The sequence below is a fragment of the Corynebacterium sp. MSK310 genome (assembly GCF_030227355.1).
Lineage (GTDB): Bacteria > Actinomycetota > Actinomycetes > Mycobacteriales > Mycobacteriaceae > Corynebacterium > Corynebacterium rhinophilum.
In genome coordinates this window covers 49,860-67,499 of record NZ_JASPFZ010000001.1, presented here as the reverse complement: position 1 = coordinate 67,499, position 17,640 = coordinate 49,860, and the positions used below count along the sequence as shown (strand labels likewise).

General features: G+C 61.7%; 15 protein-coding genes and 1 pseudogene. 5 read left to right on the top strand and 11 right to left on the bottom strand.

The genetic code is table 11. The annotated features are described in order from the left end of the window. Window position 1 precedes the first annotated feature (1 nt). Entirely contained in the window at window positions 2–1,000 is a 999-nt protein-coding gene (locus QP891_RS00310; protein WP_284769543.1) for a GTP pyrophosphokinase, read from the top strand. Here the strand turns inward: QP891_RS00310 and QP891_RS00305 are convergent. From QP891_RS00305 to ilvA, 4 genes are read right to left on the bottom strand one after another with little or no spacing between them, the layout of a single operon-like run. Beyond that, window positions 997–1,386 (bottom strand): RNA-binding S4 domain-containing protein, encoded by a 390-nt coding sequence (locus tag QP891_RS00305; protein WP_284769542.1) that lies wholly within the window; start codon window positions 1,384–1,386, stop codon window positions 997–999. The genes QP891_RS00310 and QP891_RS00305 overlap by 4 nt on opposite strands. Then, entirely contained in the window at window positions 1,386–1,625 is a 240-nt protein-coding gene (locus QP891_RS00300; protein ID WP_284769541.1) for a hypothetical protein, read from the bottom strand. Before QP891_RS00300 ends, QP891_RS00305 begins: the two co-directional genes overlap by 1 nt. Continuing rightward, entirely contained in the window at window positions 1,622–2,266 is a 645-nt protein-coding gene (locus QP891_RS00295) for a YigZ family protein (protein ID WP_284769540.1), read from the bottom strand. Before QP891_RS00295 ends, QP891_RS00300 begins: the two co-directional genes overlap by 4 nt. Continuing rightward, window positions 2,266–3,534 carry a threonine ammonia-lyase IlvA gene (gene ilvA, locus QP891_RS00290; protein ID WP_284784504.1) on the bottom strand — a complete coding sequence of 423 codons (1,269 nt, stop codon included), beginning with the start codon at window positions 3,532–3,534 and terminating at the stop codon, window positions 2,266–2,268. The genes QP891_RS00295 and ilvA overlap by 1 nt, the downstream gene beginning before the upstream one ends. A gap of 122 nt (window positions 3,535–3,656) precedes the next feature. Between ilvA and QP891_RS00285 the strand changes: the two genes are divergently transcribed. Then, window positions 3,657–5,546, top strand: coding sequence for a choice-of-anchor I family protein (locus tag QP891_RS00285; protein ID WP_284816793.1), 1,890 nt, complete (start codon window positions 3,657–3,659; stop codon window positions 5,544–5,546). A 249-nt stretch (window positions 5,547–5,795) separates the two neighbouring features. On the opposite strand, the gene dnaE is transcribed toward QP891_RS00285, so the two are convergent. Continuing rightward, entirely contained in the window at window positions 5,796–9,368 is a 3,573-nt protein-coding gene (gene dnaE, locus QP891_RS00280) for a DNA polymerase III subunit alpha (RefSeq protein ID WP_284816791.1), read from the bottom strand. Window positions 9,369–9,413: 45 nt separating this feature from the next. On the opposite strand from dnaE, the pseudogene rarD reads away from it, so the two are divergent. Then, window positions 9,414–10,289, top strand: a pseudogene (rarD, locus tag QP891_RS00275) (EamA family transporter RarD). A gap of 257 nt (window positions 10,290–10,546) precedes the next feature. On the opposite strand, the gene QP891_RS00270 reads toward rarD, so the two are convergent. From QP891_RS00270 to lspA, 4 genes are read right to left on the bottom strand one after another with little or no spacing between them, the layout of a single operon-like run. Next, complete coding sequence (locus QP891_RS00270) at window positions 10,547–11,569, bottom strand: HNH endonuclease signature motif containing protein (RefSeq protein WP_284784509.1); 1,023 nt, start codon at window positions 11,567–11,569, stop codon at window positions 10,547–10,549. Between the two features lie 60 nt (window positions 11,570–11,629). After that, entirely contained in the window at window positions 11,630–12,169 is a 540-nt protein-coding gene (locus QP891_RS00265) for a hypothetical protein (protein ID WP_284784512.1), read from the bottom strand. Then, window positions 12,166–13,092, bottom strand: a complete 927-nt coding sequence (locus QP891_RS00260; RefSeq protein ID WP_284782234.1) for an RluA family pseudouridine synthase — start codon at window positions 13,090–13,092, stop codon at window positions 12,166–12,168. Before QP891_RS00260 ends, QP891_RS00265 begins: the two co-directional genes overlap by 4 nt. Beyond that, a complete protein-coding gene (gene lspA / locus QP891_RS00255) occupies window positions 13,085–13,585 on the bottom strand; it encodes a signal peptidase II (protein WP_284782235.1) in 501 nt (166 codons plus the stop codon). The genes QP891_RS00260 and lspA overlap by 8 nt, the downstream gene beginning before the upstream one ends. 32 nt (window positions 13,586–13,617) lie before the next feature. On the opposite strand from lspA, the gene QP891_RS00250 reads away from it, so the two are divergent. Continuing rightward, the gene (locus QP891_RS00250) at window positions 13,618–14,562 is read left to right on the top strand and encodes a hypothetical protein (RefSeq protein ID WP_284769531.1); all 945 of its coding nucleotides are present in this window, start codon (window positions 13,618–13,620) and stop codon (window positions 14,560–14,562) included. Between the two features lie 6 nt (window positions 14,563–14,568). Here the strand turns inward: QP891_RS00250 and QP891_RS00245 are convergent, their stop codons facing one another. Further along, window positions 14,569–15,204, bottom strand: coding sequence for a WKL family lipoprotein (locus tag QP891_RS00245; protein ID WP_284769530.1), 636 nt, complete (start codon window positions 15,202–15,204; stop codon window positions 14,569–14,571). Between the two features lie 107 nt (window positions 15,205–15,311). Here QP891_RS00245 and QP891_RS00240 point away from each other — a divergent pair, with 107 nt between their 5' ends. Then, the gene (locus tag QP891_RS00240; RefSeq protein ID WP_284782236.1) at window positions 15,312–16,226 is read left to right on the top strand and encodes an asparaginase; all 915 of its coding nucleotides are present in this window, start codon (window positions 15,312–15,314) and stop codon (window positions 16,224–16,226) included. Here the strand turns inward: QP891_RS00240 and QP891_RS00235 are convergent. After that, window positions 16,223–17,608 (bottom strand): DNA polymerase IV, encoded by a 1,386-nt coding sequence (locus tag QP891_RS00235; RefSeq protein WP_284782238.1) that lies wholly within the window; start codon window positions 17,606–17,608, stop codon window positions 16,223–16,225. The genes QP891_RS00240 and QP891_RS00235 overlap by 4 nt on opposite strands. Window positions 17,609–17,640 lie beyond the last annotated feature (32 nt).

Genomic DNA, 17,640 nt, shown 5'->3' with positions numbered 1-17,640 from the left:
CATGGCGGAAAGCAGGATGTCGCGGCTGAGCAATCAGTACCATGCCTGGACCCGCAGCCACCCCACGGCGGCGGAGGATTTTCGCACCGCCATCGAGGACCTGCTCAATGACGCCGGCATCATCTTTGACCGGGTATCCACCCGCGTCAAGGCGTGGTCCTCACTCAAGCGCAAGGCTAAGAAGCGGGGCGAGGACGGCGATTTTATCTACCCCACCCCGTGGGATGATATCCACGATGTCATGGGCGTGCGCGTCACCTTGTACCACTCCACCACCATTCCCAATGCGCTAGACGTGCTGGGCGAGTCCTTCAAGGTCGTGCGCTCTGTGGATAAGGCGGCCGAGACCCGCATTTCCGGCGGCTTTGGGTACGGCTCCCACCACCTGGTGCTCACCGTGACCGACGATAGTGCGGCGGCCATGGAGGAGCTCGCCGATTTCGTGGGCTGGACCTTTGAGGTACAAATTCGCACCGTGCTGCAGCACGCATGGGCGGAATTTGAGCACGATATCCGCTATAAGCAAGGCCCTACCCCGCCCTCGCCTGAGGTGGACCGCCTATTTACACTGGCAGCCGGCCTCATCGAATTGGCTGATCAGCAATTCGATGAGATCGCCGCGCTCAAAGCCCCGCGCACGGAGGCGGATACGGACGTGGAGCTTACCCCGGAAACCTTACCTGGCGTCCTGGCCATCATTTTGGGCAATCGCTTCCCGCTTTCGCGCTCGGAGCACTACCGCTTCCTCGCGGAAATCTTGGAGGAAAACGATATCCGATCCTTAGACCAGCTCGAGCAGCTGCTTGACGATGACGCCATTGCCCACGTCCACGACACCATGCGCTATCGCTTTCGGCCCGGCCAAGTGCGCCTTATCGATGATCTGCTGCTCAATAAGTTTGGCAAGCAGCACATCGAAGCCACCGCTGAATCTGGTGACCGCGCCGGCCGGCGGCGCCGCCTGAACGCGCGCCTTAAGGCGCTGCGCGCAAACTCTTAGCGGAATCCGCCGCGGAATTTTTCCATATCGCGGCGTTCCTTCTTCGTCGGCCTACCCGCGCCGCGGGGGCGAACCGGCACCGCGGGCTGGAATTCCTTGGGCGGTGGCGGCGGCGCGTGATCGGTATAGCAGGTGCGCGCCACCGGCGCGCCCACGCGCTTGGCAACGGTAGCCAGCACCTCCAAATCGTGCTCGTGGTGGTTGCGCCACACGCGCACCCTATCGCCCGGCACGACTTGTTGGGCGGGTTTTACCGCTTCACCGTTTATTTTCACGTGCCCGGCGCGCACCGCGGTGGCTGCGGCGGATCGGGTTTTGAACATGCGCACCGCCCATACCCAAGCATCAATGCGGACGGGGCGGCCGCTTGGCTGCGGGGTAGGCATTAATAATTATTGTGGTTCTCGTTGACGATTTTGCGGATCTTCAACCAGTTATATCCGCCGCCCACCACGGCGATGATAAGGCCCAAAATCATCCAAGCGGCAAAATTAGCAGAAAGCACACCTAAAACGACTCCTGCGCCGACACCACCGGCAACGGAAATAACGGCGTTGCGGGAGTGCTTGCGCACCTGCTGTTTACGCTGCGCAATGGGGTTATTCGGTCGCTGCTGCATAGTCATGACCCAGATCCTACCTCAACCCAGGCAGAACCTGCTTCGCGCGCGCTGATTTCACCTTGGGAAAGCGCGGCGAGCATCGCCTGGAGCTCATCGAGCCCACCCGGGCGCACGGCGACCGTAAAAGTCACGGCTGCGCCGTATTCGGTGTCGGTAATATCGATGCCGCGCCCGCGCAAATCCGCCTCGAGACGCCCAGCCGTGGCGTGCGGGCATTCCACCGTATAAAGCTCCCGGCGCGCCCGGGTGACCGCCTCGACCTTCTCCATGGCCTCGCTAACCGCCCCGCCATAGGCATGCACGAGGCCGCCCGCGCCCAGCTTGATACCGCCGAAGTAGCGCACGACCACCGCACAAATATCAAGCATTCCAGAGCCCTTTACCACATCCAGCATGGGCTTTCCGGCCGTCCCGGAAGGCTCGCCATCATCGGAGGAACGCTCCACGGGGTTCGCATCGTCGACGTGGTAGACATATGCGGAGCAATGGTGGCGGGCATCGGGAAAGCGCTGTCGGGCGGCATCGATAAACGCCCGTGCTTCTTCCTCATTCGTCACCCGGCCGATCAAGGTGATAAACCGCGAGCGTTTGATCTCAATTTCGTGCTCCACCTGGCCGGTGGGACGCCGATACGAATCGCGCATTAGGCCACCAAGAAATCGTACTCGGGGGTATTCGGCTGCAGGTGCTGCACCGAAATCTTGGACTCAGCCATCCGCTCCTTCAGCCCTGCCAGGTCTTCGGCGCGGCTTAGCTGAATGCCCACCAGCGCGGCACCGGTCTCGCGGTTATTGCGCTTGAGGTACTCGAAGAGCGTGATGTCATCGCTGGGCCCCAGGATTTCAGACAAGAAGTGGCGCAGCTGGCCCGGTTCCTGCGGGAAATTGACCAAGAAGTAGTGCTTCAGGCCGCGGTGCACCAGCGAGCGCTCCATGATTTCGGCGTAGCGCAACACGTCATTATTGCCTCCAGAAATCACGCAGACCACCGTCGAACCCGGCTCCAGCGGTACCCGCTGCAGCCCAGCCACGGACAGTGCACCCGCGGGCTCGGCGATAATCCCCTCATTTTGGTACAGGTTGAGCAGGTCCGTGCACACCGCCCCCTCAGAGACCGTGTCCCAGTGCAGGCGCTCTTGGTTGGCCTCCAAAATCTCATAAGGCAGCGAGCCCAGGCGCTTGACCGCCGCGCCATCGACAAACGGATCCACGCTGTCTAGTGCCACCGGCCCGCCGTTGCGGAAGGCTGCTCTTAGCGATGCCGCCCCTTCCGGCTCCACTCCTACCACCTTGGTGTGCGGTGCCATATCCGCCATATAGGAGGTGATGCCAGAAATCAGCCCGCCGCCGCCGACGGGCACGACGATGGTGTCGACCGAGGCGCCCTTTGCCGAAAGCTGCGCCAAGACTTCCGCCGCGACAGTGCCTTGGCCGATGATGGTATCGCGGGCATCGAAGGGCTCGATGAAGGTGGCGTGGCGCTCGGCGGCATCGGCATGCGCGGCGGCTGCGGCCTCGTCAAAGTTGGCACCCACGACTACGAGTTCCACCTGGTCTCCGCCGTGCACGTGGATGCGGTCGCGCTTTTGCATGGGTGTGGGCTCTGGGACGAAAATCTTGCCCGGAATCCCCATGGTGCGGCAGGCATAGGCCACGCCTTGTGCATGGTTGCCAGCCGATGCCGTCACGATGCCCCGCTCCCGCTCCTGCTGCGACAGACTGGAGATGCTATTGAGCGCACCGCGAATCTTATACGAGCGCACGTCCTGGAGATCTTCGCGCTTTAAATAGACCTCACAGCCCGTTTCCGCAGAAAGCCGGGGGCAATACTGCAACGGCGTCGGCGCGATTTCGGAGCTGATGCGTGCCTGCGCCTGCTGGATATCGGATGCGTGGATGGTCGATTCAGTCATGATTGCAGAGTCTACCCGCCCTACCTAGTGCTCGACCGATTCACCTATATTTCATTCCGGTTTAGCGCAACGGTTACGTGGGATCGAGATAATGGAGTGCTCCACAAGAAAGGACTCTCTCTATGTTTAAGCGCACCTCCATCGGCATGGCCGCCTGCCTTGTGCTCAGCTGCGCCCCTGCTGCCAACGCGCATATCGTCGATAATGTTGTAGAACACTCCGCCGACAATGCTGCGGTAAAGCTAAGCCCCATCGGCTCGTATGAAGCCGGGGTGATGGGCAAATCAGCAGCCGAAATCGTGGCCTACCACGCCGCCTCCCAGCGTATTCTCACGGTGAATGCGCAATCGGGCAAGGTGGATATACTGGACGCCTCCGACCCCACCAATCCTAATAAGGTTGCTGAGGTCTCCGCCGGCGGCGATAAGGAGATCAACTCCGTGGCGGTGCGCCCTGATGGCCTCGCCGTCGCCGCCGTGCAGCAGGCAGACAAGACCGAAAACGGCGAAGCCTTGATTTTCGATGCCACCTCCGACCAAGAGCTTGGCCGCGTGCCGCTCGGCGCGCTGCCAGATAACGTGCACATCACCAAAGACGGTGCCTATGCATTGACCGCTAATGAGGGCGAGCCATCCGATGAGCTCAACTCCGACGGCACCGAATACGCAAAAGCCCCAGAAGGAACCGTGTCCGTCATTTCCCTGCCAGACGGCGTCCAAGCCCCCTCCGCTGCGGATGTTCGCACCGCCGACTTCCGCGCCTTCGATGGCGCAGATGCAGAACTTGACCCGTCCATTCGCGTCTTCGGCCCAGAAAACCACCACAACAAGCCTTCGCTTGACTTTGAGCCTGAGTATATTTCCTCCGCCGATGGCAAGGCGTATGTTACCTTGCAAGAAAATAACGCTATCGCAGTGGTCGATATTGCCTCCGCCACCGTAGACAAGGTGTTGCCCGCCCACATCGCGGACCACTCAGATGTCCCCATTGATCCCTCCAATAAGGACGGCGCGGCAAAGCTGCGTACGATCCCTGTGCATGGCCTGTCCATGCCGGATTCGATTGGCGCCTTCCAGACCAACGGCGAGACCTACTTCGCCACCGCTAATGAGGGCGATGCCCGCGAATGGGGCGGCTATACCGATGAGGTCAAGCTGAAAGATCTTGTTGAAGAGGGCCAGATCTGTGATTCTGTCGACCTGCCAGAAGGCATCGAGGACAAGAAATACGCCGGCAACCTAAAGTTGAGTAATGCCTCTGGATGGAACGAGGAAAAGGGCTGCTTCGATGGCCTGTATTCCTACGGGTCCCGCTCCTTTAGCATTTACGATGCCGAGGGCAACGTCGTCTTCGATTCCGGCTCCGACTTCGAGGAAATCACCAAGGACATCGAGGGACTTAACTTCAATGCCGATAATGAGGATCCCGACTTTGACGATCGCTCCAATAATAAAGGCCCCGAACCGGAAGCTCTGACGATTGGAACAGTTAGTGACCGAACCTATGCCTTCATCGGCATGGAGCGCGTGGGCGGCATCTTTGTCTATGACGTCACCGACCCCGCTCATGCCGAGTTCGTCACCTATAGCAATAACCGCGATTTCGCCGTGGACTATAACGAGGACAATGCCGTCGCCACCAGGTTGGCCGGCGACTTGGGCCCCGAGGGGCTAGCATTCGTTAGCAAGGAAGACTCTCCTACCGACGATGCCCTCCTTATCGCCGGCAACGAGGTGTCCGGGACCACCACGGTCTTCTCTGTCGCCGATCTCGTAGGCGGCTCCGAGGACGAAGGCGAGAACGCCTCCGATGAAGACGGCGACGCTCCTGACGATGTCCCCGGGGCATGGCTGCCGGGAGACGGCTCCAGCAGCATCGCGAAGGGCGTTGGAATCATCGCTGGCGTCATTGCCCTCGGCGCCATGTTGAGCGGTGTTCTACACTTCATGCCGCAGGTAGCCGATCAATTCTATAAGATGCTTCCAGAACCGGTCCGTCAGCTACTTCCGTAGATTTCGGTATTAAAGCGGTGGCATTTGGGGCGCGCGATCAGCTCCCCAGCCACCGCCTGCCTGCTCCTCTTGTACTACATTGCCAGCGGTGACCGCGCGGGAACTTGTGCGCTTTCACAAATCCGACCCATGGACGGCACGCCAACTTCTGAGGCAGAAGCGAGCGTTTTCTGCTGTCACCGCAGGTGCAGCGATATTGCTTTCCCTGGACTGCGGTAACGGTGTATGTAAAAAGTACAGGAGGAGTTTCTATCCCAAAATACCTGCGCCCATCGTGGCCTTCAGGTCTCCCATGAGGTTGCCGGATCGTTCCACGCGGAGGTGCTCACCGAGGACCATGGTGGTGGATTGGTCGCCCTCGACAAGCTCAAGGTAGACATCGGACTCACCGTGATTTTTAACCAAGACCTGCTTGAGTCGGGCGATATTTTCCATCGTGCACTGGTCTGTACGCATGGTCAGGCGCAGTGGCAGGCTCGCGCCACCGCCTGGCCCCAGCTCGGGAACGCGAATATCGGAACAAAACAGCGACCGACGCTCATCGCGCACCTTGACATTCACGCGCACCAAGATGATGTTGTCTTCCACAATATGCGGCGCTGCCAGCGAGTAGACCTTGTTAAAGACCAAGATCTCTACCTGCGCGCCGTTGTGGTCTTCTACCGTGACAATCGCCCACGGGGAACCATCGCGCTTAGAAAAGCGGCGGTCCACACCGGAAATGATGCCGCCGATGATGAGTTCCTGCCCATTGTGCACCTCATCGTTGAGGATCTTGGTCAACGGCGTATTGGTCTGTGCAGCCAGGGCCTCTTCGAACCCGTCGAGTGGGTGGCCAGAGACGTAGAGCCCCAGCATCTCTCGTTCTAGCGCCAACTCGTGCTTGCGATCCCATGAATCGTCCGGCACATCAATGGCAAAGGCGCCCTCCGAGGAGGCATCGTCGCCACCGCCAAAGCCGGCAAAGAGGTCGAATTGCCCCTTATCCGCCGCCTTCTTGGTGGTCTGCACGGCATCGACGGCGTCCTCGTGAATCAGCATGAGGCCCTTGCGCGGCTGCTGGAAATCATCAAAGGCCCCGGCCTTAATCAGCGCCTCGGTCACGCGCTTGGAACACGCTGCCAAGTCAATCTTGTCAAGGTAATCACTAAAGGACGTAAACGCCCCCTTTGCCTTGCGCGAAGCAATGATGGATTCGACGACTTCCGAGCCCACATTGCGGATAGCGCCCATGCCGAAGCGAATATCCTCGCCCACAGCCTGGAAGTCCTCTTCGGATTCATTGACCGAGGGCGGCAAAACGTTAATGCCCAAGTGGCGGCAATCCGACAGGTAGATGGCGGACTTATCCTTCTTATCGCCCACAGAGGTCAACAGCGCTGCCATGTATTCCGGCGCGTAGTAGGCCTTGAGGTAGGCCGTCCAGAACGAGACCAACCCGTAGCCCGCGGCGTGGGACTTGTTAAACGCGTAAGACGCGAAGGGCTCGATGGTCCCCCACAGGGCATCCATAGCGGATTTGGAGTAGCCATTTTCTTGCATGCCGCCCCAAAATTTATCGTACTGCTGGGCTAGGACCTCGGGCTTTTTCTTACCCATCGCCTTACGGAAGCCGTCTGCCTCGCCGGCGGTGTAGTTCGCCACCTTCTGCGAGATACGCATGATCTGCTCCTGGTAGACGATGAGACCATACGTCTCATCCAGGATTTCCTTCAGCGGCTCTTCGAGCTCAGGGTGAATCGGGGTGATTTCCTTGCGTCCGTTCTTGCGGTCGGCGTAATCCCAGTGGGCATTCACACCCATCGGGCCAGGGCGGTACAGGGCCAAGGAGGCCACGATGTCTTTGAATCCGGTAGGCTTCATGCGCTTGAGCAGCTCCTGCATACCACCGGAGTCCAGCTGGAACACGCCCAAGGTATCCCCGCGCGAGAGCAGGTCATAGACCTTGGAGACCTTGGGGTCATCGGCATGCAGCTGCTCGAGTTGCACTTCCTCGCCGCGGTTGCGCTTGATGTTTTCGATAGCATCACCAATAACGGTGAGGTTGCGCAGGCCCAAAAAGTCCATCTTCAGCAGGCCAATGGCCTCGCAGGCGGGATAATCCCAGCCGGTGATATAGGCGCCATCGGCAGGCCGCTTCCACATCGGGATGTGGTCCATCAACCGCACGGAGGCCATAATCACCGCGCAGGCGTGCACGCCGGCCTGGCGGACGACGCCTTCCAAACCGCGCGCGGTGTCATAAATCTTTTTCACATCCGGGTCGGTTTCCACCATCTGGCGGACCTCAGCGGCCTCGGAATAGCGCTCGTGGTCGGGGTCAGTAATGCCCCGCAGCGGAATATCCTTCGCCATAATCGCCGGCGGCAGCGCACCATTGATGCGGTCGGCCATCTGGAAGCCGGGCTGGCCAAAGTGCACCTTAGCGGAGTCCTTAATGGCCTGCTTGGTTTTCACCGTGCCGAAAGTAATGACCTGGGCGACCTTATCCTCGCCCCAGCGCTCGGCGGCATAGGTAATCATCTCGCCGCGGCGGCGATCGTCGAAGTCGATATCGATATCGGGCGCGGACGGGCGCTCGGGGTTCAAAAAGCGCTCGAAGAGCAGGTCGTGTTCCAGCGGATCAATATTGGTAATGGTCAGCGCGTAGGCCACGAGCGCGCCCGCCGCAGAACCACGGCCGGGCCCCACACGGATGCCTACAGAACGCGCGTACTTAATAAGTTCCGCCACGATGAGGAAGTAGGAGGGGTAGCCCTTCATCTCAATCACGGAAATCTCGTACTTGGCGCGCTCAATATACTCCTCCGGCACATCGCGCCCAGGGAAACGCCGCTGCAGCCCTTCCATCACCTCGTGGGTCAGCCAGGAGGTGGGCGTGTGGCCCTCGGGGACATCGGCAATGGGCATGCGGTCGTGGGTGTGTTCTTCCCACACCTCGCTGTAGTCCTGCACGCGCTCGGCAATCCACAGGGTGTTATCGCAGCCATCCGGAATCAGGTCGTCCCAGGTATCGCGCATCTGCGCGGCGGACTTGATGTAGTAGCCGGTACCACCGAACTTGAAACGGTCTGGGTCCATGAACGTCTTACCGGTCTGCACGCACAGCATGGCCTCGTGCGCCGGCGCCTGGGATTCCAGCACGTAGTGGCAGTCATTGGTCACCAGCGGCGGCAGGTCCAGCTTGCGGCCGATTTCGAGCAACCCATCGCGCGTGCGCTTTTCGATGTCCAGCCCATGGTCCATCAACTCCAAGAAGAAGTTGTCCTTGCCATAGATGTCTTGCCACATGGCCGCGGCCTCGAGGGCCTCATTGAATTGACCGAGGCGCAGGCGGGTCTGTACATCGCCGGATGGGCAGCCGGTGGTGGCGATGATGCCATCAGCATGCTCAGCGATGAGCTCCGCATCCATGCGCGGCCACTTGCCCAGCTGGCCTTCGTAGGAGGCGAGCGAGGACAACGTGAACAGGTTGCGCAGCCCGGTGGCGTTTTCCGCGATCATCGTCTGGTGCAAATACGCACCCGAGGCGGAGACATCGTCGCGCTTTTGATCCGGAGTGCCCCACAACACGCGTTTTTTATTAAAGCGCGATTCCGGGGCCATGTAGGCCTCGATGCCGATGATGGGTTTCACCCCGGCGCTGGTCATGCGCTTGTAAAAGGCATCGGATCCATACATATTGCCATGGTCTGTCATGCCCACGGCGGGCATGTTTTGCTTGACCACCTCATCAGCCAACATATCGACCTTGGCCATGCCGTCCAGCATGGAGAACTCGGTATGGTTATGCAGGTGGACGAAGGAGGAATTTTTGGCCATGCGGTCATCTTAGCGGGGCGGTCAAGATGACGATATTATGCGGGGATGATCTACACGCTCGCCGCATACATCATGTGGGGGTTCTTCCCCGCGTTCTTCCCGCTCCTGCTACCGGCCACACCGCTGGAAATCCTCGCCCATCGCGTGTTGTGGACCGCGGTTATCGTCACGGCGTTTTTAATCTGCAGCGGCGGCTGGCGCGAATTGGTGCGCTTGGACAAGCGCACGTGGGGCTGGCTTGCCGCCGGGGGCGTATTCATCACGGTCAATTGGGGGACCTATGTGCTGGCGATTAATACCGATCACGTAGCCGATGCCGCTTTAGGATATTTCATCAATCCTCTGGTATCGGTGGCGCTCGGCATGATCTTCTTAAAGGAGCAGCTGCGCCCATGACAGGCGACCGCCGTCGCCGTGGCGGCAATCGCGGTGCTGTATCTGACCTTCTTTACTGGCAAGGCGCCGTATATCTCGCTGTTGTTGGCGGCATCGTTTGGCATTTACGGCCTCATCAAGAAACAGGTGCGGGTATCGGCGGCGGTCTCGGTCGCGGCAGAGTCTTTGGTGGTCTCCCCCATTGCCATTGCCTATATCGTGTGGATTGAACAGGCAGGCCGAGGCACCTTCGTTACGGAAGGCACGCCACACATGCTGCTTTTAATCAGCGCCGGCCTGATTACCGCGCTGCCACTATTGTGCTTCGCCCAAGGCGCGCGGACGCTGCGCTTGTCGACGATCGGCATGCTCCAATACCTCACCCCCATCATGCAGATGCTGTGGGCGCTCTTTGTCACCCAAGAACACTTCTCCACGCACCGGTGGATTGGCTTCGGCATCATCGGCGTAGCAGTCAGCATCTACATTGCAGATCTCATCCGCGTTCGCCACAACGCGCCGCGCAAGAGTGCGCGGCGCAGGTAAACCTGCGCGCAGAAATTCGCAGCGCGAAAGACGGTGCGTGAGCCGCGCGCAGTAGTGCACAGCGCGAGAAAACGGCACGCAAAAGTTAGCGGTGTGGAAGAGGGGTGTGCAAAAGCGCGCGGCAACGGGGCGCTGCGCACAGGAGTGCGCAGCGCGAAAAACGGCACGCAGAAATGCGCTGTGGATGAGCTCGGCGCTTAGGAATTCGCGGGCGGGAAAGTCGCCGCTGAGGGTTGGGCCCGGCTCAACGTTGTGAGCTAACTGGGCCCGGTATCGACGAGGTCCGGCGGTGGCGGCTGCCAGGGTTTAATCCACCGCACGCCGCCGTGCACGCGTTCGAAGCGGCCATTGCGGGGGCGGGCGGCGCGGTCGTCGTCATTGCGGCCGTTGTGATGCGGGCACGCGACGGTGAGGTTCTTGGCATTGGTCCACCCGCCGCCGGCCCAGCTATAGATGTGGTGGACTTGGCACTCATCGGCTGGGCGGTGGCACCCGCGCGCCGGGCAGACGGGGTTTTCGGCGGCGGCCATCATAAATTGCTTCCACGTTGCCCCGCGCCGCATGCGGTACAGGTTCACTGGCCCCTCCACGGGGTGGAGAAGAGTGATAAAGCCTTCCTCCGCCATTGCGCGCTGGGCCAGCTCGGCGCCGCTAATTTGCGCTCCGTTGGTCATGGTGACCGTGACGTCTTTATCGCCCTGCGCGATGGCGCTCAACTTATCCAGCGGGATTACCACGTTGGTGCGCACGGTGGAGGTGGAGGCGCCGGAGTGGAAGAGGGCGGCGACATCGGCAAGCGTGCCTGCTTGGTTATGCAGCTCCGCGACGAGGCTGGAGCTACCTGTAATCGTTAGCGTCCATGGTTTGCCCGCGGCGCGGCGGCGCAGCCTCACCCCTGGTTTGGGTTCGCGCGGCGGGCGCAGCGCGCGCACCTTCTTGCGGGCGAGCTTGTCCATCGCCTGGGTATCGGCGGATACCTGGGCAAGTTCAGCGCGCAGGGCCCAGGCGCGGGCTTGGGTGGGCACGCGGCGGGCGTGCTTTTCGATGACCTCCAACGTCGGCAGCGAATGCCCATTGCGCCGCGCTCCCTCGACCGCCCGGCGCTGGCGGCGCGTGAAACTGGTCGGCCCGAAATAGATCTGAGAGAGGTGGGCTATCGACGAGGCGGCGGCATCCGGCATGCCGGCGGCGGTCAGCTCGGAGGCGGGCATATCAGCGGCCTCGGCGAGGATATCCATCGCCGAGTTTAAAGCCGCAATATATGCCCGAATGTGTTCCATGCCCCCGATGCTAAGCCTGCACCCCGCACCCCGCGCGGCGAAGCGTTCAGGATGGCAAATTTAGCTGGGTGGGCGCACGGCGAAACTACCCCAGGCGGCATCGGCAGGCGCGGGCTCGACGGCGGCGATGGCGGGGAGGGAGGCGACATCGGCAAGCTGGGTGCCCGTGCCCCACACCACGACGGCGCTCACCGCGCTGGGGCGCTGGCCGTAGGAGGCACCGATGCGGTCGAAGGTGCGGTTAATCACCGCGGCGCGGTCCTCGCCGGCAACAGGCTCCGGCACCGCGATAGGCGCGGTCGAGCCCATCAGGATGGTGTCCATGCGCGGAATATCAGTCAGCGCGGCGGCGACGGCGACTGGCGGCAGCTCGGTATCGAAGGTGACCAGCGCATACGTGGCGGCATCCGGATCGATGTCCATGGACTTGACGCGCTCAATATACTCCGCGCGCGATTCCCCGTCCGGGCCCAGCTGATCGCCTTGCACGCGCGTGGATGCCTGCGTGCCCAGCGTGCCAAAAAGCACCAGAGCCACCACGCCCGCCACCAGCACCAGCACCAGTGCCGCTAGGCGGCGCCGCCAATAAAACTTCCTCATCCCTGCAGTCGCTCCAGGGCATGCTGCAGGTCATCGGGATAGGGCGCGCGGGCCTCGAACCACTTCCCGGTGCCGGGGTGGGTAAAGCCCAGCTGCACCGCATGCAGCCACTGGCGCTCCAAGCCCAGGCGGGCAGAAAGCTGCGGATTCGAGCCGTACATGGGATCGCCGACGCAGGGATGCCCGGTGGCGGACATGTGGACGCGGATCTGGTGGGTGCGGCCGGTTTCCAAGTGCACCTCGATGAGGCTGGCCTCGCGAAAGGCCTCGATGAGGCGGTAGTGGGTTACCGCGGCTTTGCCATCATCCAGCACGGCGAATTTCCAGCCCGATTTCGGGTGCCTGCCGATGGGAGCATCGATGGTGCCTTCGATCGGATCGGGCAGGCCCTGGACCACCGCGTGATAGGTCTTTTTCACGGTGCGGGACTTAAATGCCTGCTTGAGCGCCGAGTAGGCGCGCCCTGAGGAAGCCACCACCATGACCCCGGATGTGCCCACGTCCAGGCGGTGGACGATGCCCTGCCGCTCGGTGGGGCCAAGCGAGGCCACGTTGTACCCTGCCGCGCGCAGCCCGCCGATGACCGTCGGCCCATCCCAGCCCACGCTCGGGTGCGCGGCGACGCCCACGGGTTTGTGCACGCAGATGATATCGGCATCGCTATATAAAACGTCCATGCCCTCCACCAGCTCCTCGCGCGGCAGCAGGGGCTTTTCCGGCTCCGGAAGCAGCACCGTGACCACCTGGCCGGATGCCAGGCGCTCGGATTTACCCAGCTCCTGCGAATCCACGGTGACCCCGCCCTCGGCGCACAGCTGGGCAGTAGCCGAGCGGGAGAGGCCGAGGAGCTTGGCAAGCGCGGCATCGGCACGCATGCCCTCCAAGCCTTCTGGAATGGGGAAACTGCGCAATTGCCTATTCATTTTCCGCCCTCCGTTCCGCAATTAGCATGGCGCCGATGAAGATGACGACGCCGCAGGTAATGGCCGCATCTGCGATATTAAAGACCGCGAACGAGCCGACCGAGATATAGTCCACAACGTGACCGAACCAAAAGCCTGGGTCGCGGAAGATGCGGTCTGCAAAATTGCCCAATGCCCCGCCGGCAATGAGCGCCAACCCCAGCGCCTGGCCCGTATTGTGGATGCGCGGGGCGGCTATGGCAACGCCTAAGACGAACGCCAATTGAATGGTGGTAAACAGCCAGGTCGATCCCTCGCCACCGATGGAAAACGCCGCGCCGGGGTTAAAGAGCAGGTTAAACCTGAACCAGTCCCCGATGACATAATGCGGCTCGCCCTCCGTCAGGACGGTAAGCATGAGTTGTTTTACGGCTTGATCCACAACCGCCACGGCGATGACCACCGCGGCGATAAGACCTGTCTTACTCCTTCGTTTTTGGCTCACCCACATCATTCTAATCTGGAGTGTCCGGTATTTTGGTAAGCGTGTTTCGAGTCAAAGTTTTTACAGCCCTTTCCGCCGTCGCCGTAGCGCTAAGCGCCTGTTCTTATGAGACCCCCGGCCCTGCAGTGGAGCAGCCGGTCGGCCTGACTATCGATGCCCCTCGCCTGACCGTCGAAGATGCCGGAACTGGTGAGAAGAAACTGCTGGAATATCACGACATCGACTCCTCGCAGGAGGTAACTTACCGCGCCACGGAGGGATTTTCGCAGGACTTGCTGAATAAATCCGCCGCCGCCGATTTCCAGGCCGCGGACGTAGATAAGGCGACCACTACCCTGCCGCTTTCGGCTTCCGTGGATAAAGCCACCGAGGACGTCGAGGATCAATTGCCGGCCTCGCGCAACGCGTTTGTCACCGCGGGGGATCCGGAATATTCCGGCGATACCGATATCTCTTCTGCTTCCGGGTTCCAATTCGGCTGGCGCGGTCAAGATAATGGCCAGATGAATTCCCTGCGCTTGGCCGCCCCGCAGGACGCGAGCGATGAGGCGCGCGGCACCGTCGAACAGGCCATCATGAAGCTGACCGCGCTGCCCATCGTCTTCCCAGAGGAAGAGGTGGGCACCGGCGCGACGTGGACGGTGGATTCGCGCGTAACGGGGGAATCCACGCTCCTGCAAACGACACGCTATACGGTCAAGTCCATCGATGGTGACCGCGTCACGCTATCCGTCGAGGTGGAACAACGCCCCACCCTGGGCGCTTTATCCTTCGAAGGTCAGGCCGCGGGCACGGAGTTGGAGGATAAGGAACTCGACGTGCTGGATTCTTCTACCAATTCCTCGGGCAACGTCACGGTGGATCTGACCAAGCCGCTCCCCGTGGGCGGTGACGTGTCCTTCGATACGAAGGTAACCTACGGCACCGCCGATTCAGACCTGCGCGTGGTGCAATCAAGCCTGACGGAGCTGGCGTTTTCTGAGTAACAGGATTTACTCGGCGGGAGCCTCTACGGGGGCCTCGGCAGGCGCCTGCTCTGCGCCGGCTGCGGGGGCATCGCCCTGGGCAGGGGCAGCGTCGCCTTCATCGGCAGGCAGCGCGCCCGCACCGGTATCGGCACACATCTCCGGAACCTGCTCAGGCGGCACCGTGTTTTGAATCAGCGTGCAGGCCCAGGTCTTCGACAGCTTCCAGGTGCCATCCTGATAAATGAATTCCACCTGGTCCGCGGTCTGCTCCTGGCCATCTGCGGTGGTGAAATTCACCGTGGTCAGCACGGATTGCGGGTCATAGCCGGGCAGGACGGGATCCACGACCGCAAATTCCGCGCCGGATTCTTCCTTGGAGCGCGCCATGGTGTCAAAGATCTCTGGGGCGGATTCGCCGCCTTCCACCGTGGCGGTCTTTTCTTCCTGCGATGCCGCCGGGTCCGTGGCCTTTGCCAGGATGGCGTTCAAGTCAGCGGCGGACGGCAGCGCGGGGGCCGCGGAATCGCCGTCAGCGGACGCAGATTCGCTGGATTCGCTGTTCTTGGTGGTATCTTCTTGCTCGTCATCAGAAGAGCAGGCGGACAGGGCGGCCGCCGCGCTCAATGCGAGGCACGCGGCACCAAATTTGCGGAATTTCACTTCTCACTCCTCACGTCTGGGATATAAACTCCCATCAGTTTACATTTGCCCCAGCTGTTCTGGTTCGCGCCTGCCGCCTCGGCGCGTCTTCTTTTATTCTGGAATGCATGACTCATCTCGCCCTCATCGCCACCGGCGGCACGATTGCCTGCACCACGGTGCAGGATGGTTCCCTCGTTCCCACCGTCACCGGCGTGCAGCTCGCGGCCGATATCGACGCCGAGGTTGTGGAATTTCGCCAGCTCGATTCCTCTTCTATTACGCTTGCGGACCTCGACGAGCTCATTGCGGTGGTCAACGAGCAGACCGCCCGCGCGGACATTGACGGCGTCATCATCACTCATGGCACCGATTCGATGGAGGAGACGGCGATGGCGCTGGAGATTTTTTGCGCCAGCGATACGCCCATTGTGCTCACCGGCGCGCAGCGCTCCTACGATCACCCGCACCCGGACGGCCCGCGCAATCTCCGCGATGCGCGTGAGCTCGCCCTCAGTGGGCGGCCCGGCGTCTTTATCTGCTTTGGCGGCATGACCATCCCGGCGCGCGGGGCCCGCAAGCAGCACACCTCTGACCTGCGCGCTTTCGAGTCCCTGCGCGTGCCTGATACCACCCCGCGGCTACGGCCGCGCCCCTTGGCGCCGCACCCGGTAGAAATCATCCCTGCCTACCCGGGTGCGGGGCGCGTGCTTGTCGATGCCGCCCGCGCTTCCGCCGCCGGTCTCATCATTGAGGCCATGGGCGCGGGCAATATGAGTGGGGACATGGGCCGCGCGATTGCCGATGCCCTCCGCGACGGCCTCCCCGTCGTCATTTCCACCCGCACCCCGTATGGGGAAACCGCGTTGTCCTATGGCGGCGACGGCGGCGGGGCGAACCTGCATAGCCTGGGCGCGATCAACGCGTGGGCCTTCCGCCCCAGCCAGGCGCGCATCTTGTTGGCCGCGGCGCTGGCCACCGGCACGGACCCCGCCGAGGTATTCCGGCAAAACCCTGACCCCAAGCGCTATGTTGCTATCTAATCTTGGGTTTCCAGCCAGTCGTGCCAGTCTAAGGAATCGAGCGGATCGGCTGGCACCAAATCGGGGTCGCTGGCGGCAAAGGATTTCGTGCGGCCGGGTCCGTTGGCACGTGTTTCAAAACGCACGCTGACCACCCCGTGCCCGGTGCCTTGGATCCAACCGTGGCCAAATTCCGGGTGGTAGACGTCCTGGGTGGCGTGCCACTGATCCTCCACATCGTCTTCGACCACCACGGTGGTCGGCGCCGGTGGCGGGGAGTCATCGCTCACGCCCGTTTCATAGTCACTATCCGGCAGCACGGGCCGCACGATTTCGCGGTCGAGCTCCGGAAATAGCACGTCTTGGCGCGCGGCTTCCAGGCCGGAATAGCTCACCCCCACCAAGCGGATGGGGCCCAATTCATCCGGGTAGCGCGCCAGCTTGAAGGCGGCTGCGGTCAATACCTCCAGGTCATCGGTGGCATAGGCCAGGGTGGTCGAGCGCGATTCGATATGGAAGTCTGCCATCCGCAGCTTTACCGTCACCGTGCGCGCCCCGCGGCCATCCTTGAGCAGGCGGCGGTGTGCGCCCTCGGCCGCGCGGGTAATTGCCGCATCGACATCGGCAACCGTGAGCAGGTCCTTGGGATAGGTGTGCTCCGTGGAAATCTGTTTGGATATCGCACGCGGTGCCACTTCCCTATCGTCGATGCCTTGCGCGAGCTGCCACAGCTGCACGCCGGCGACGCTGCCGATGGAGATTTCCACCTCCTTTTGGGTCATGGCGGCCAGCGCGCCGATGGTCTCCACCCCGATGCCTTTGAGCTTGGCCTCCGTGACCGGCCCCACACCCCACAGCTTTCCCACCGCGAGCGGATGCAGCATCTCCAGCTGCTTTTCCGCTGGGATGACATAGGTGCCATCGGGCTTGGCTTCACCGGAGCCGATCTTGGCAAATTGCTTGCCGGAGCCCGCGCCGATGGAACACGGCAGGCCTGTTTCCTCCCGGATGAGCGCGCGCAGGCCATCCGCCCACTGTTGCACCTCGTCCGCCGTCGCACCCACCAATGCCTCTGGCTCCATAAAGGCTTCATCGATGGATAGCTGCTCGATCACCTCCACGTGCTGGGAGATGATCTCAAATACCCGGCGCGAGGCCGCCGAATACACCGCCCGGCGCGGGCTTACCACCACCGCGCGCAGGCCCACCAATTGTTGGGCGCGATACATCGGCATCGCCGAGTGCGCACCGTATTCGCGCGCCTCATAGGATGCCCCGGCGACGACCCCGCGGCCGCCGACCCCACCGACGAGCACCGGCCGGCCCTGCAAAGTCGGTCGGGTCATTTGCTCGACGGAGGCAAAAAACGCATCCATATCGATGTGTAAGACCCAACGCTGCATGCCTTCCAGTCTAAGACACTCCAGCCCCAGAA

Excerpts from the sequence above, each read along its gene's own strand:
- QP891_RS00240 (WP_284782236.1), top strand. The coding sequence starts at position 15,312 with ATGACTCATCTCGCCCTCATCGCCACCGGCGGCACGATTGCCTGCACC.
- ilvA (WP_284784504.1), bottom strand. The coding sequence starts at position 3,534 with ATGACTGAATCGACCATCCACGCATCCGATATCCAGCAGGCGCAGGCA.
- QP891_RS00260 (WP_284782234.1), bottom strand. The coding sequence starts at position 13,092 with ATGAATAGGCAATTGCGCAGTTTCCCCATTCCAGAAGGCTTGGAGGGC.
- QP891_RS00295 (WP_284769540.1), bottom strand. The coding sequence starts at position 2,266 with ATGCGCGATTCGTATCGGCGTCCCACCGGCCAGGTGGAGCACGAAATT.
- QP891_RS00310 (WP_284769543.1), top strand. The coding sequence starts at position 2 with ATGGCGGAAAGCAGGATGTCGCGGCTGAGCAATCAGTACCATGCCTGG.
- QP891_RS00285 (WP_284816793.1), top strand. The coding sequence starts at position 3,657 with ATGTTTAAGCGCACCTCCATCGGCATGGCCGCCTGCCTTGTGCTCAGC.
- QP891_RS00300 (WP_284769541.1), bottom strand. The coding sequence starts at position 1,625 with ATGACTATGCAGCAGCGACCGAATAACCCCATTGCGCAGCGTAAACAG.
- QP891_RS00270 (WP_284784509.1), bottom strand. The coding sequence starts at position 11,569 with ATGGAACACATTCGGGCATATATTGCGGCTTTAAACTCGGCGATGGAT.
- QP891_RS00305 (WP_284769542.1), bottom strand. The coding sequence starts at position 1,386 with ATGCCTACCCCGCAGCCAAGCGGCCGCCCCGTCCGCATTGATGCTTGG.
- lspA (WP_284782235.1), bottom strand. The coding sequence starts at position 13,585 with ATGATGTGGGTGAGCCAAAAACGAAGGAGTAAGACAGGTCTTATCGCC.
- QP891_RS00235 (WP_284782238.1), bottom strand. The coding sequence starts at position 17,608 with ATGCAGCGTTGGGTCTTACACATCGATATGGATGCGTTTTTTGCCTCC.
- QP891_RS00265 (WP_284784512.1), bottom strand. The coding sequence starts at position 12,169 with ATGAGGAAGTTTTATTGGCGGCGCCGCCTAGCGGCACTGGTGCTGGTG.
- dnaE (WP_284816791.1), bottom strand. The coding sequence starts at position 9,368 with ATGGCCAAAAATTCCTCCTTCGTCCACCTGCATAACCATACCGAGTTC.